Genomic DNA, 13,764 nt, shown 5'->3' with positions numbered 1-13,764 from the left:
CGCCCCCGATCCCGCCCCGACGCGAGAGGAAGACCGATGACCAACCCCTTCGAGGACCCCGACGGCACCTACCTCGTCCTGGTCAACGACGAGGGCCAGCACTCGCTGTGGCCGTCGTTCGCCCAGGTCCCCGCCGGATGGACGGTCGCCAAGGACGAGGACGGCCGCCAGGCGTGCCTGGACTACATCGAGGAGCACTGGACCGACATGCGGCCCGCGAGCCTGATCGAGGCGATGGGCGACAGATAGGTGGCCGGCGGCGACGCGTTCCCCGGGGAACCGGCCGCCGGGACCGCGGTGGTCGAGATCCCGGCCGTGACCGAGTGGGCGATGGAGATGCGCGACAGCGCCGACCTGCGGCCCGCGCCGCCGCCGGGGACCGCGATGACCTTCACCCTGGCCCGCCGCCCGTCGGCCGACGTCAGCCGCGCGCTGTACGCGGCCGTGGGGGCCCGGGTGTGCTGGACCGACCGGTTCCCCTGGTCGCACGAGGACTGGCGGGCGTGGGTCGAGCGGCCCGAGCTGAGCACCTGGCTGGCCATGGCCGACGGCACGGTCGCGGGGTTCTTCGAACTGGAGGCGCAGCCCGGCGGGGACACCGAGGTGCACCTGGTGGGGCTCACCCCGGCGTTCGTCGGCCGCGGGTACGGCGGTCACCTGGTCGAGCAGTGCGTGCGGAGGGCCTGGCAGCGCGGGCGGTCATGGGCCCGGCACGCCGGACCCGCTACCCGGGTGTGGCTGCGGACCAGTACGCTCGATCACCCGAGCGCGATGGCCAACTACCGGCGACGGGGGTTCACCGTGGCGGGCGAGTCGACCCGGCCCAAGCGCGTGCCGGACCCGCGGCTGGCGCCGTGGCCGCTGCCGTGCGATCCGCGTCCCGTCCCGGGACCGGGCCGTACGGGTGCCGCCGAAGAGGAGGAGTTGATCCGGTGAGCTGGTTCCGTTGCGTGGAGACCCGGCCCTGGGCGTCGCTGCGGCTGTTCTGCCTGCCGCACGCGGGCGGCTCGGCGGTGTTCTACCGGACCTGGGCCCGCGAGGTCGGCCCCGCGGTCGAGCTGCACGCGGTGCAGTACCCGGGGCGGGCCGACCGGATGTCCGAGCCGATGGTCTCCGACGCGCACCGGCTCGCCCACCTGATCGCCGGGGCGATGGCGCCGCTGCTGGACCGGCCGTTCGCGCTGTTCGGGCACAGCATGGGCGCGGTGGTCGCCTACGAGGTCGCGCGGCTCCTGCAGGAACGCGGCACGCCCCCGGTCCACCTGTTCGCCTCCGGTGCCCGCCCCCCGCACGACCGGGGCGAGGACCGTGTCGCCGGCCGCGACGACGACGGCCTGGTCGAGGCGCTGGCCGAGCTGGGCGGCACCGACGCGGAGGTGCTCCGGGACCCGGAGCTGCGGGAGCTGGTGCTGCCGTACGTGCGCAACGACTTCGCCCTCATCGAGGGCTACCGGTACCGGCCCGAGCCGCGCCTGAACGTCCCGGTGACCGTGCTGGCCGGCGACTCCGACCCGCACGCCGATCCCGGCGCCGCCGCGAAGTGGCGCCAGGTCACCGACGCGGGGCCGTGCAACGTGCGGGTCTGGCCCGGCGACCACTTCTACCTGACGGCGCACCGGTCCGAGGTGATCGGCGAGGTGCTGCGCACGCTGGAGGTGCCCGTCGGCCCCTGATCCCCGCGCGCTGGGATCAGGGGCCTCCGGGGACATCGACCGGATCGGCCGTTCACCGATGGATCAGTAGATGTCGACTCCGTACGCGCTGAGCGCCTCGCCCACCGGCTGGAAGAACGTCGTCCCTCCGCTGGAGCAGTTGCCGCTGCCGCCCGAGGTCAGGCCCAGGGCGGTGGAGCCGGCGAACAGCGAGCCGCCGCTGTCGCCGGGCTCGGCGCACACCGTCGTCTCGATCAGGCCGCTGACGGTGCCCTCGGCGTAGTTCACCGTCTGGTCGAGCGCCGTCACCTCGCCCTCGTGGACCTGGGTGGTGCTGCCGCTGCGGGTCACGGCCTGGCCGACCGTGGCGTCGCCCGCGCCCGTGATGTCCTGCGTGCCGCCGTACAGGCTCACGACGCCCTGGGTGTCGGCGGGCGCGCCGCTGTACTTGACGATGCCGTAGTCGTCGCCGGGGAAGCTGCTCCCGTCGGTGTCGCCCAGCTTCTGGGTGTTGCCGGCGTCGGAGTACCAGGCGCCTCCGATGTCGGTGCAGTGGCCGGCGGTCAGGAAGAAGTACTCGCTGCCGTTGGTCACGTTGAAGCCGAGCGAGCAGCGCCCGCCGCCGGTGTAGATGGCCTCGCCACCGGCGGTGAAGGTGCGGAACTCGCCCGCGACCGTCCTCGTGCGCACCGCGGCGCCGTGCTTGCCCGCCGCGGCCTTGACCTTCTTGAGCTTTGCGCCGCTGACCGTGCTGTCCATCGACAGCACGACCTGGTTGGACACCGGGTCCACGGCCCACGCGGTGCCGGGGACGGTCGCGTCGCGCTTGAGCGCGGCCATGACCTTCTTCAGGTCGGCGCCGCTGCGCTCGACCGTGCGGGGTTCGGCGCCGGCGGCGCGCACGGTGCTCGCGGCTCCGGCGTCGGTCACGGTGACCACCAGCTTCCCGGTGGCCTTGTCGAGGTACGCGCCGGCGCTGCGGGTGCCGAGCGTGTCCGCGAGCGTGCGGGCCGTCTTGGCCGTGCTCGCCTGCGGGGTCGGTGCGGGGGGTGCCGCGGGCCCGGCCGGTGCACCGGGCGCGGCGTGCGCGGCCGGTACGGCGACGAGGGCGGTGGCCACCAGACCGGTGGCGGCACCGAGGGCCGCGGTCCCGCGGATGCGGGCATGACGGTGTTTCACTGAGCCTCCAGTGGGGGTTGGGCGCGCCCGGGTGGCGCGCCGGAGGTCACCGCACATGCTCGGAGAATCACGATCGTCCCGGAAAGTCGATAAAGTGCCTAAAATCCTGCGGCGCGTTGGCAGATCGGGTGCGGGATGGTCCGTGACCAGGAGGGAAAGATGACCTTCTTCGGGGGCCATCGCGCCCCCTTCGGGGGTTCCGGACTTGCCCGTATGGTGACGACTCCCTGACCTTTCCTATGATCAGCGGGTGCGGAATCCCGCGGAACTTCGCGCCGACGACCCCCGGACGATCGGCCCCTACCGGCTGCTGGCGTTACTCGGCGAGGGAGGCCAGGGCACGGTCTATCTCGGAGAGGACCGGTCCGGCACGCGGGTCGCGGTCAAGACCCTGCACGTCCGCCTGGCCGGCGACGAACGGGCACGCCGCCTGTTCCTGCGGGAGAGCGCGGTCGCGCGCGAGGTCGAGCCGTACTGCACGGCCCGCGTCCTGGCCGCCGACGTCGCCGGCGACCGCCCGTACATCGTCAGCGAGTACGTCGAGGGCGAGTCGCTGAGCGATCTGGTCCGCCGCACCGGGCCGCGCGACCACGGCAGTCTGGAACGGCTGGCCATCGGCACGGCCGCCGCGCTGAAGGGCATCCACCGGGCGGGCATCGTCCACCGCGACTTCAAGCCCTCCAACGTCCTGCTGTCCACCGACGGCCCCCGGGTGATCGACTTCGGGATCGCGCGGGCGCTGACGGCGACGACCACGCTGTCCAGCGGGATCGTGGGCACCCCCGCGTACATGTCGCCCGAGCAGGTGGCGGGCGGGGACATCGGCCCGCCCTCGGACGTGTTCTCCTGGGCGGTCACGCTGACCTTCGCCGCGACCGGCGGTCCGGCGTTCGGCACCGACGGCATCCCGGCCGTGCTGCACCGCGTCCTGCACGTCGACCCCGACCTGTCGGCGCTGCCGGAGAACCGGCGCGACCTGCTGGCAGCCTGCCTGGCAAAGGCGCCCGAGCGGCGTCCCACGATGTCGGAGGTCCTGGCCGAACTGCTCGGCGACGCCCCGGCGCGCGCCACCGCGCCGCCGCCGGGATCCGTGCCGCCGCCGGGATCCGTGCCGCCGCCGGGATCCGTGCCGCCGGGATCCGCGCCGCCGTACGGTCCCGTTCCCCAGGCGCACGGTTCCGTTCCTCCGGGACAGGCGCCCGGCCCGCCGCCGCCGCCCTGGCCGACCGCGCCTCCACCGGAGCCCGGCCCGACCCGCCCGCGCCTGCCGGAGGAGGCGCCGGACGCTCCCCGGCCGCTCGGGATGGGGGTCTTCTTCGCCGGCACGCTGCTGCAGGTACTGGTCGGCGTGGCCATGGCCGTCCAAGCGTTCCGCCGCGCGCCCGAGCTGGACGCCCTCATCGCCGTACAGGTGCTCATCCTGGTGATGGGCGTCGCCGCCGCCCTTCTCCTGCGGCTCAGGGCGGGTGGGAACCGTTGACCCTGATGATGCTGCCGGTCCTCGTGCTGATCGTGGCCCTCTACGTCGCCACCCTGAACACGCCCATCGGACGCAGGCTGCGGACACGGCTCCCCGTCGTGGTGGGGACGGTGCTGCCCTCGTTCCTGTGCCTGCCGTTCGTGGTCGGATTCCTCGTGGCGGGCATGGAACGGGAAGCGCTCGTCTCCTTTCTCGTGTACGCGGACGTCATCGCCGTCTTCGCGGTCCTGGTGGGCCTGACTCGCCCGAAAAAGTGAAAGTTTCATCTCGACGCGCGGTCCCGGCCACCCCGAGAATGATCAGGTGACCTTGCTGCTGAGCCGTTCCGATCTCGAGGGCCTGCTCGACCCCGCCGACTGCGTGGCCGCGCTGCGCCGGGGGTTCACCGCCGCGCCCGCCGAGGTCGCGCCGCGCCGTACGGTCACCTCGCTGCCCGGCCCCGGCGGCGCCACCGCGTTGCTGCCCGGCCTGGTCGAGGGCGTCCCGGCGTACACGGTCAAGGTGAACGCCAAGTTCCCGGGGCGGCGTCCGGCGCTGCGCGGCGTGGTGTGCCTGCACGACCTGGACACCGGCGAGCTGCTGGCCCTGCTGGACTCGGCCACCGTCACCGCGTGGCGGACCGGGCTGGCCGCCGCCCTCGGCACGCACGCCCTGGCCCGCCGGGACGCCGAGACCCTCACGGTGATCGGTGCCGGCGCCCAGTCCGAACTGGTCATGCGCGGGCTGTCGCGGCTGCGGGCCGTGCGCGCGCTGACGGTCTTCGACATCGACGCCGACCGCGCGGCCGACTTCGCGCGGCGGCACGGAGCGCTGCTGGGGGCGCCCGCCTCGGTGGCGCCCGACCTGCGGACCGCCGTGCACGGCGCCGAGATCGTGATCGTGGCGACCTGGTCGCGGCGCCCGCTCCTGCACGCCGCCGACATCGCGCCGGGCACCCAGGTGACCTCGCTGGGCGCCGACGAGCCCGGCAAGAGCGAGCTGGCGGCGGACCTGCTGAAGGGCGCCCGGGTCGTGGTCGACGACATCCCGCTCGCGGTGGAGATGGGCGTGCTGGCCAACGCCGGGCTCGGGGTCGAGCACGCCGCCGGGACGCTGAGCGACCTGCTGTGCGGCCAGGCCCCCGGGCGCGTCAAGGACAGCGAGATCACCGTGTACGCCCCGGTCGGCCTGCCCTGGCAGGACCTCGCCGTCGCCTGGACCGCCTACCACGCCGCGGCGGGTGCCGGGGCCGGCGCGGACGGTCCCCGGGGTGCCGGTGTCGGCCACACCTTCGACTTTCTTTCGTGAAATCGTTCACCGGCGTGTAATCGCCGGGCGGGCTCCGGCGGCCATTCCGAACAATGGTGTGCCCGAGCCCGGGAACGGCGCCTTCCTCGGTGACTGAACGATCACCCTTTGTGCCGATACCGGTTGACTCGGCGCCGTCATTTGTCTTCACTCGATGAGGCATGGTCGCAGGTTTCCTGACGTTCCCCTTTTCGCCGCTTATGGGAACGAGCGAATGAATGAGTACGAAACGGACAAAGGAGGTTCATGGTGCCCTGAGTCGCATGGCGAGCCTCCGGTCCCGCTCCCGGGGCGTTCCCGATCTCCCGATCTCCGTGAACGCCGTCCCGGCCGGTCTCGCACTCCCCGCCGCGAAAAGGCGAGTCAATGGAGAGGGAACATGATCCGGATTCTGATCGCCGAGGAGATCCCGCTGGTGCGCAGCGGGCTCGTCGCGACCCTCGGCGAGGTCCGCGGCATCGAGGTCGTCGCCGCGCTGGGCACGGGGGAGCGGGTGGCCGCGCTCGGACGCGGGCTGCGGCCCGACGTCGCGCTGATCGACGTCGGGCTGCCCGGCGTGGACGGCTTCACCCTCTCGGGCGCCCTGCGCGAGGTCCTGCCCGAGTGCTCCAGCCTCCTGATGGCCTCCCGGTGCCGCCCCGGCGACCTGCGGCGGGCCGCCGAGGTGCGGGCGGCCGGCCTGCTGCTGAAGGACACCTCCCCGGCCCGGCTGGTCACGGTGATCCGACGGGTGGCGCGCGGCGAGCGCGTCATCGACCCCGACCTGGCCTTCACCGAGCTGGGCGCCGCGCGCAACCCGCTCACCGAACGCGAGCTGGAGGTGCTGCGGATGGCCTCGCGGGGCGACTCAGCCGCGCAGATCGCCCAGTCCCTGGTGCTCACCATCGGGACGGTCCGCAACCACCTCTCCCGGATCAACCGGAAGATCGGGGCGCGCAACCGGGTGCACGCCATCCGGATCGCCGAGGAGGCGGGCTGGCTGTGAGCCCGCGTCCCAGTGCCCGACCAGCTCCCGGTAGCGCGGCGCGGTGGCCAGCAGCTCCGCGTGCCGGCCCAGGTGGGCGCGGGTCCCGTCCAGGAGCAGGACGCGGCGGGCGCGCAGCGCGGAGCTGATCCGGTGCGCGATGACGATCAGCGTGCCCGGCCGCCGGGCGAACGCCAGCTCGGCCCGTGCCTCGGCGGCCGGGTCGAGCCGGCCGCCCGCCTCGTCCAGGATGACCAGCGGCATCGGGGCCAGGTAGGCCCTGGCCAGCGCGATGAGCTGGCGCTCGCCCGCCGCCAGCGCGGCCGGATCGACCCGCGCCCCGAGACCGCCCAGCCGTTCCACCAGGCGCTCCAGGCCGATCGCCGCCACCGCCCGCTCCACCGCCGCCCCGCCGGCGCCGGGGGCCAGGTAGGTCAGGTTGTCCAGGAGGGACCCGGTGAAGACGTGCGCCTCCTGCGGGATGAGCACCCGCCGCCGGGTGTCGCCCGCAGGCCGCCCGCCCACCCTGATCTCGCCCGCCCCCGGCGTCAGCACGCCCGCGACGAGCGAGGCGAGCGTGGACTTGCCGATGCCGCTGGGACCGACCACGGCCAGGTGGTCCCCGTACGGAACGGTCAGGTCCAGGTCGCGGATCACCGGCTCGGCGCCGGGCCCGTAGGCGAACGTGACGCCGCGCAGCTCCACGGCCGTCCCCGCGGTGTCCGCGACCTCTGCGATCTCCACGGCGCCCGAGGTGCCCGAGGTCGTCGCGGTGTCCGGTACGTCCCCGAGGGGCCTGACGTCACCGTCCGGGGCGTCGGTCTCGCGGAGGCGGCCGAGGGTGACCGCCAGGCGCAGCCCGCTGGAGCCCATGCCCTGCACCAGCGTCCGCAGCGCCGGCTGCAGGCCGTGCAGGACGTAGGTCAGCGCTCCGATCAGCGTGCCCGCCGTGGCGCCCCGGCGGGACAGCCAGGGCGCGGCGGCCAGGATCAGCAGCAGCGGCAGCCAGCCGCCGATCGCCAGGGCGAGGGCGCGCACCGCCGCCAGCCGCGCCACCGCGCGCCCGGCCGCGGCCTGCCCGTCCACCGCGCGGCCCAGGTCCGCGCGCAGCCGCTCCTCGGCCCCGCAGGCGACGGCGTCCCGCAGGCCCCCGGCGATCGCGGCGGTCCGCTCGGCGATCTCCTCCTCGCCCACCACCAGCGCGCGCTGCCGGACGGCGGCGGCGCCGAACACGGCGGTGAACAGCGCCAGCCCCAGCAGCAGCGGCGGCACGACCAGCAGCACGATCTCGGGCATCAGCGTCGCCAGGCCCACCAGCGCCCCGGCCACGGAGAACAGGAAGCCGCGCAGCACCACCAGGATCCCGCCGAAGGTGTCGCGGACGATCTCGACCTGGTGGGTGAGCCGGGCGACCGCGCCGGTGTCGGGACGGCCGGCCGCCGAGCGCCGCAGCGCCCCCCGCGCCACCCCGCGCACCAGCTCGTCCCGCAGCGGCTCGACGATCTCGGCCAGCGGCGCGTACAGGCGCCGCGCGCCCGCCGCGCCCGCCAGCGCCGACGCTCCCAGGGCGGCCAGCCAGGCCGCCGCGGTGCCCGGCCGCCCGCCCGCGAACGCCTCCACCGCCCGCCCGACGGCCTGCCCGAACAGCAGCACCGGCAGCGCCTCCAGCGCCGACCAGAACGCCAGCCGCGCCGCCGGCCGCGGATGGGCGCGCACGGCGCCGGCCACGGTGCGCCACAGCAGCCGCGCCGCCTCCCGCCGGGTGGTCATCGGTCCCCGGCCGCGAAGACCGCCCGGTACGCCGGGTCCCGCCACAGGTCGGCGTGCCGGCCGCACCCGCGGACCCGGCCCGCCTCCAGCCAGACCACCAGGTCGGCGCGGGCGGCGGTGCCGGCCCGGTACGCGGTCACCAGGCGGGTCCGGTCGCCGAGCGGGCCGAGCAGCGCCTCGGTGATCCGCAGCTCGGTCGCGGTGTCGAGGCTGGAGGTGGCGTCGTCGAGCACCAGCAGCCGGCCGGGCCGGGCGAACGCGCGGGCCAGCCCGATCCGCTGGATCTCGCCGCCGGACATCGGCGCGTCCGCGAGCGGCGTCCCGTACCCCCGGGGGAGCCTGCGGACGAAGCCGTCGGCGCAGGCCGCGCGGGCGGCCTCACGCAGCCGGGCCTCCGGCGGCCCCTCCGGTCCGGGCCCGGCCCCCAGGCCGATGGCGTCGCCGACCGTGTCGCCGAGCAGGACGGGCCGGGCGAACGCGTACCCGACGGCGCCGCGGAGGGCGTCGCGGCTCAGCCGCCGCAGCGGGACGCCGTCCAGCAGCACCTCGCCGCGGTCGGGGTCGGCGAGCCGTCCCGCGAGCGCGGCCAGCGTCGCCTTGCCGCTGCCCGCCCGGCCCACCACGGCGACGGCCAGGCCGCCGGGGACGACCAGGTCCAGGCCGTCCAGGACGCCGCCCGCCGACACCCCGCGGAACTCCAGCCGTCCCGGGCCGGGCGGCAGCGTGGCGGTGCCGTGCGCGCGGGGCGGCTCGGCCAGGATGGCGGCGGCGCGGGCCGCTCCGGCCCGGGCCCGGCCGAGCCGGAGCAGGTGGCTGACGGCCGGGCCGAACCCGGCGGCGAGCCCGGCGTACTGGACGGCGGCGACCAGCCCACCCGCGCTGGTCCGTCCCGCCATCAGCTCCAGCCCGGCCACGGTCACCACCGCGATCTGCAGGACCAGCAGCGCCAGCAGCCCGCGCGCCGCGACCGAGCCCTGCACGCGCCACATCGCGTGGCCCTCCGCGCCGAGTTCGGGCAGCGGCGCCAGGATCCGGCGGGCCTCGCGGCCGGCGGTGCCGGCGGCGGCGATCGTCCGCGCCCCGTCCAGGGCCTCGGCGAGCCGGGCCGCGATCGCCCCCTGCACGGCCAGGTAGCGTTCCGCCGTGGCGCCGACGTCGCGGACGAACGCGCGCAGCAGCAGCGCGACCAGCGGGATCGCGACGGCGACCGTCAGCGCCACCGGGGGGGCGGTGACGCCCAGCACGGCCAGCGCGCCGGCCGGCGGCAGCAGCGCGGTGACGGCCTGGGTGGCCGCGGCCGGGCCCGCGCCCGCCTCGGCGACGCCCCCCACCATCCGCCCCGCCACGTCGCCGGGCGGGATCCGCAGCGCCGGGCCCACGGCCAGCACGTGCCGCGCCAGGCCGTGCCGCAGCCGGGCCGTCGCGCGGGCGGTGCCGCCGCCCGCGGCCAGCTCGGCGCACACGTCGGCCGCCGCCGACACCGTGACCAGCGCGACGCAGGCCCAGACCGCCCCGGCCACGGCGCCCGCGCCGGAGGTCCCGGCGGCGAGCACCGCGTCGATCGCGCGGGCCAGCGCCATCGGCAGCAGCGTCGCCGCCACGGCGTCCAGCAGCGTCGAGCCGGCCAGCAGCGCCGTCCAGCCGCCGCCCCCGCGGGCGGCGCGCGGCACCGGCCGGCCGGCCGGCGGGCGTCGCGCGGTTCCTTCGAACGTGGTCATACGGTCCTCACAACGGTGGCCATGGCCCCGGGAAGGAGCCATGGCCACCGCACGGCCTTTACAGGCAAAGGGTGTAGCTGGCCTGGCTCACGCACAGCAGGCTCAGGCTGCTGTTACCGTGACCGCCGCCGGAGTGGTTCTCGCTCACCATTCCCTGCAGGTCGAGAAGCGCCATGTCTCTTCACCTCCTTTCGGGCTGGGGAGAGGTGACCGCCGTGGAGGACTCCACGGCGGGGCTCAGGGCCGTCCCGAGGAACGGCAGGCCGGCCGGGCGGTCGTGGAGCGCGGCGCCGAGCGCCAGCAGCACCCCCGCGGTGCCCGTGGCCAGGTCCATCGACAGCCGGTAGAGGTGCTCGCCGGGCATGGCCAGCCCGTCCCGGAACGGCAGCGCGTGCCAGGCCAGGTCGCGGACGTGCCGTGCGACCAGCGGATCGTCCCGGTCGTGCCGGGCCAGGTAGAACAGCATCCCGGCGCGCCCGGAGAACAGGCTCGGCTGGGCGTAGTAGCGGGAGGAGGCGGCGATCCGGATGGCCGCGCGGGCCGCCTCGAACTCCTCGTCGTGCCGCAGCGCCAGGTACTCGTCGATGACCAGGCCGATCCCGACGCTTCCGGTGCCGAGGTAGGGCATCACCCGCCAGCCCTGGTCGACGTACAGCGCGCCGTTGCGGTCCTTGACGCAGGCGCCCAGGTCGGCGCGGAGCGCGGCGGCGGCGAGGTCGAGCAGCGAGGCGTCCCGCCCGCGCTCGTACAGGCGGATGAACATCAGCGCGCGCCCCGCCCCGCCGTGCATCAGGCCGGGACGGGCCGGCGCGCCCTCGCCGGAACGCCCGGCGACGATGTCGGCCGCGCGCCGGGCGGCGTCGGTGAACGCGCTCTCGCCCATGGCGGCCGCGAGGTGGTCGAGGACCAGCGCGTATCCCGGCAGGCCGCCGTACAGGTCGGTGCCGAGGCGTTCCCAGCGTTCGGCCAGGCAGCGCTCCACCGCCGCGGCCGCCGCCTCGGCGTACCCGAGACCCTCCAGGACGTACGCCGCGCCCATCAGCCCGTCGTAGAGCCCCAGGCCGGTGCCGTGCGGGGGATCGACGGCCCGCCGCGCCAGCCACTCCTCGTGCGCGGGACGCCGTCCCGCGCCGGTCGCCTCCAGGGCGTACAGCACGCCGGCGGCGCCATGGGCGATGCCGAGCGCGGCGCCGCCGAACTGCTCGATGTCGCCGGGGAACAGCCGGTCGTCACGGCCGGGCGTGGCGCCGGCCAGCACGGCCGAGCCCAGCGCGGCGCGGGCCCGGCGCCAGCCCGGCGGGTCGGGCGCGAACGCCGCGGACGTCCCGGGGACGTCCCTGGCAATCTCGGCGACCGCCTCGTCGAGGAAGCCGCGGGGGACCGGGAAGTGCTCGGCGATGATGTCGGCCAGGTGCCGGGCCTTGCCCAGGTCCAGCACCAGCAGCGTGGTCATCGGCGCGAACAGCGCCAGCCGCAGGCAGGCCAGCCCGTAGCGGTCGACGTCGGCGCCGCGGCGGTCGCGCGGGGCCAGGAAGGCGGGGTTGGCGAGGGTCTGCCGCCCGGCCTCCGAGGCGGGTGCGGCCACCTCGAAGTCGATCAGCGCCACCGAGTCGTCGGGACGGACCATCACGTTGAACATGTGCAGGTCGTTGTAGACCACGCCGCGCTCGTGGATCGCGCCGATCACGCGTTCCACTCCGGCGTACACGCGCAGCGCCCAGTCGGTGTACTCGGCGATCCGGTCGGGGTCGGGCTCGGGGTCGAGCAGGGGGTGGCGCTCGGCGAAGAAGGTGTTGAGCGTGCGGCCCTCGACCAGGTCCTGGACGAGGAAGTGGTGCTCGCCGAGGGTGAAGTGGTCGCGCACCCCCGGCACCCCGTCGATGCCCGCGAGCCGGGTCAGCATGTCGCGTTCGCGTCCGAGCCGGGTGACGGCGTCCGCGCCGTCGGCGGCCAGGCCCGCGTGGGGCCGCGCCTCCTTGAGGACGACCCGCTCGCCGGTGCGGGTGTCGGTGCCCTCGTAGACGCCGCCGCCGTTGGAGAAGTGCAGCGCCTTCTCGATCCGGTACGGCAGGTCCGCGGTGGTCGTCGCGGCCCGCGCCTCCAGGTGGGGCTTGAGGAACGGCGGGAGGGAGACCCAGTCCGGCACGGTGAAGACGGGCGAGCGGCGGTCGGGGACCAGCTCGCCCTCCCCGTTCTCGAAGGCCGGGACCAGCTCCCCCCGCTCGTCCAGGCACCGGCGCGGCGCGAACCCGCCGTACCGGACGTGCAGGGGGCCGTCCCCGATGCGCAGGTCGCTGAGGATGTACGGCCCGGGCAGCCCGTCCAGCAGCGCGCCCAGCTCGCCGATCACCCGTTCCAGCTCCTGCTCGCCGGCGGGATAGAGGGTGATGAGTTTGCCGCTCGCGCCCCTCGGGGCGTATTTGGCGTTGCGCATGCGCAGCGCCCCCGGGCCGCGCAGATGCTTGAACTCGATGCCGTTCCCGACGCAATGGCGCCAGGTGCGGTCCAGCGCCTCGGCCGCGCTTTCCGCGCACCCGGTCACATGGATCTTCCAGCCCTGCGCCGGCGTCCGGGCGGCCGGCGGTTCGTAGCACAGCCACTCGTCCATGAACCGCCGTCTCCATCCGGAGGGAAGGGGCCGGGACGAAATGGCGAAATCGGTCTCACGGGTGGCCGGCGGAGCATCATAGAAAAGTCTGTCGGCAAGGCAATAAAGCTCGTACCTCTTGTCCATGGCGCTCCCTCTCCGGGCCGGGGGGCTTGTTCCAGGAGGAGAATTCCAAAACGCCGGAACGCGCACCAGTAGCAGACATCACGAGTGGGCCGTGAAGAAGTAACGCGCCGGGCCGTGAACTTCTCCGGCGGCAGCGGATTGAAACACGTTCTAGTTTTGGTTACGCTGGCCGCCGGAGGTGAGGCCGATGATCGGCGATCGGTTCCTGGTCACCGACCGGGTCGCGGTGGTGACCGGCGCGGGCCGCGGGATCGGCGCCGCCTGCGCGGTGGCGCTGGCCGAGGCCGGTGCCGACGTCGTCGTCTCCGCCCGCACCGAAGACCAGCTGAAGGAGGTCGCGGAGCGGATCGAGGCCGCAGGCCGCCGGGCCCTGGTCGTCCCGGCCGACCTGAGCGACCCCGAGGCCGCGGCCGGCCTCGCGGCCCGCGCCGCCGACGCGTTCGGCCGCCTGGACATCGTGGTCAACAACATGGGCGGCGCCCTGCCCCGCGCCTTCATGGACACCGAGCCCCGCCATCTTGAGAACGCGTTCCAGTTCAATGTGAGCACCGCGCACGCGCTCACCCGCGCCGCCGTGCCGCACCTGCTGGAACGCGGCGGCGCCGTCGTCAACATCTCCTCGGTGATGGGTCGCGTGGCCGGACGGGGCTATCTCGCTTACGGCAGCGCCAAGGCCGCCCTCGCGCACTACACCCGGCTGGCCGCCCTCGACCTGGCGCCCAGGATCCGGGTCAACGCCATCGCCGTCGGTTCCGTCGCCACCTCGGCGCTCGACATCGTGATGGCCGACGACCGGATGCGCACCGAGATGGAGTCCGGCACCCCGCTGGGCCGCATCGGCGACCCCGAGGACGTGGCCGCGGCCGCCGTCTACCTCTCCGCCCCGGCCTCCGCGTACGTCACCGGCAGCGTGCTGCGGGTGGACGGGGGCATCGACACGCCCAACCTCGACCTCGGCCTCCCCGACCTCTAGGAGACCC

At 75.1% G+C, this 13,764-nt stretch carries 12 protein-coding genes and 1 pseudogene; 8 read left to right on the top strand and 5 right to left on the bottom strand.

All coding sequences use genetic code 11. The annotated features are described in order from the left end of the window. Window positions 1-36: 36 nt before the first annotated feature. Genes IW256_RS24620 through IW256_RS24610 form a run of 3 tightly spaced genes read left to right on the top strand, consistent with a single transcriptional unit; the run spans window position 37 to window position 1,673 of the window. Entirely contained in the window at window positions 37-249 is a 213-nt protein-coding gene (locus IW256_RS24620; protein ID WP_197013233.1) for an MbtH family protein, read from the top strand. Further along, window positions 250-936, top strand: a complete 687-nt coding sequence (locus tag IW256_RS24615; protein ID WP_307829032.1) for a GNAT family N-acetyltransferase — start codon at window positions 250-252, stop codon at window positions 934-936. It abuts the gene before it with no gap. Further along, window positions 933-1,673, top strand: a complete 741-nt coding sequence (locus tag IW256_RS24610) for a thioesterase II family protein (protein WP_197013232.1) — start codon at window positions 933-935, stop codon at window positions 1,671-1,673. Before IW256_RS24615 ends, IW256_RS24610 begins: the two co-directional genes overlap by 4 nt. Before the next feature lie 63 nt (window positions 1,674-1,736). Here the strand turns inward: IW256_RS24610 and IW256_RS24605 are convergent, their stop codons facing one another. Continuing rightward, window positions 1,737-2,831: a S1 family peptidase gene (locus IW256_RS24605; protein WP_197013231.1), complete on the bottom strand. Its 1,095-nt coding sequence runs from the start codon at window positions 2,829-2,831 to the stop codon at window positions 1,737-1,739. Between the two features lie 250 nt (window positions 2,832-3,081). On the opposite strand from IW256_RS24605, the gene IW256_RS24600 reads away from it, so the two are divergent. The 4 genes from IW256_RS24600 to IW256_RS24585 all read left to right on the top strand — a co-directional run bounded on the left by IW256_RS24600 (window position 3,082) and on the right by IW256_RS24585 (window position 6,583). Further along, window positions 3,082-4,311, top strand: a complete 1,230-nt coding sequence (locus IW256_RS24600) for a serine/threonine-protein kinase (protein WP_197013230.1) — start codon at window positions 3,082-3,084, stop codon at window positions 4,309-4,311. A 5-nt stretch (window positions 4,312-4,316) separates the two neighbouring features. Further along, window positions 4,317-4,568, top strand: coding sequence for a hypothetical protein (locus tag IW256_RS24595; RefSeq protein ID WP_197013229.1), 252 nt, complete (start codon window positions 4,317-4,319; stop codon window positions 4,566-4,568). A gap of 46 nt (window positions 4,569-4,614) precedes the next feature. Next, window positions 4,615-5,598, top strand: coding sequence for an ornithine cyclodeaminase family protein (locus IW256_RS24590; RefSeq protein WP_197013228.1), 984 nt, complete (start codon window positions 4,615-4,617; stop codon window positions 5,596-5,598). Between the two features lie 379 nt (window positions 5,599-5,977). Next, window positions 5,978-6,583 carry a response regulator transcription factor gene (locus IW256_RS24585; RefSeq protein ID WP_197013227.1) on the top strand — a complete coding sequence of 202 codons (606 nt, stop codon included), beginning with the start codon at window positions 5,978-5,980 and terminating at the stop codon, window positions 6,581-6,583. A 228-nt stretch (window positions 6,584-6,811) separates the two neighbouring features. Here the strand turns inward: IW256_RS24585 and IW256_RS41435 are convergent. The 4 genes and pseudogenes from IW256_RS41435 to lanKC form a co-directional block, all read right to left on the bottom strand. Beyond that, window positions 6,812-7,435: pseudogene (locus IW256_RS41435) on the bottom strand (ATP-binding cassette domain-containing protein); the annotation flags it as partial. An 893-nt stretch (window positions 7,436-8,328) separates the two neighbouring features. Then, window positions 8,329-10,050: an ATP-binding cassette domain-containing protein gene (locus tag IW256_RS24575; protein WP_197013226.1), complete on the bottom strand. Its 1,722-nt coding sequence runs from the start codon at window positions 10,048-10,050 to the stop codon at window positions 8,329-8,331. A 58-nt stretch (window positions 10,051-10,108) separates the two neighbouring features. Continuing rightward, window positions 10,109-10,225: a SapB/AmfS family lanthipeptide gene (locus IW256_RS24570; RefSeq protein WP_197013225.1), complete on the bottom strand. Its 117-nt coding sequence runs from the start codon at window positions 10,223-10,225 to the stop codon at window positions 10,109-10,111. Window positions 10,226-10,231: 6 nt separating this feature from the next. Next, window positions 10,232-12,784, bottom strand: coding sequence for a class III lanthionine synthetase LanKC (gene lanKC / locus IW256_RS24565; protein WP_197013224.1), 2,553 nt, complete (start codon window positions 12,782-12,784; stop codon window positions 10,232-10,234). A gap of 187 nt (window positions 12,785-12,971) precedes the next feature. Here lanKC and IW256_RS24560 point away from each other — a divergent pair, with 187 nt between their 5' ends. Further along, on the top strand, window positions 12,972-13,757 hold the full coding sequence (locus tag IW256_RS24560) for an SDR family oxidoreductase (protein ID WP_197013223.1): 786 nt from the start codon (window positions 12,972-12,974) through the stop codon (window positions 13,755-13,757). The last annotated feature ends 7 nt before the right edge of the window (window positions 13,758-13,764 follow it).

Origin of the sequence: Actinomadura viridis (genome assembly GCF_015751755.1) — a bacterium.
Classification (GTDB): domain Bacteria; phylum Actinomycetota; class Actinomycetes; order Streptosporangiales; family Streptosporangiaceae; genus Spirillospora; species Spirillospora viridis.
The sequence above is the reverse complement of the archived record's forward strand: the minus strand, read 5'-3'. Positions and strand labels throughout refer to the sequence as shown.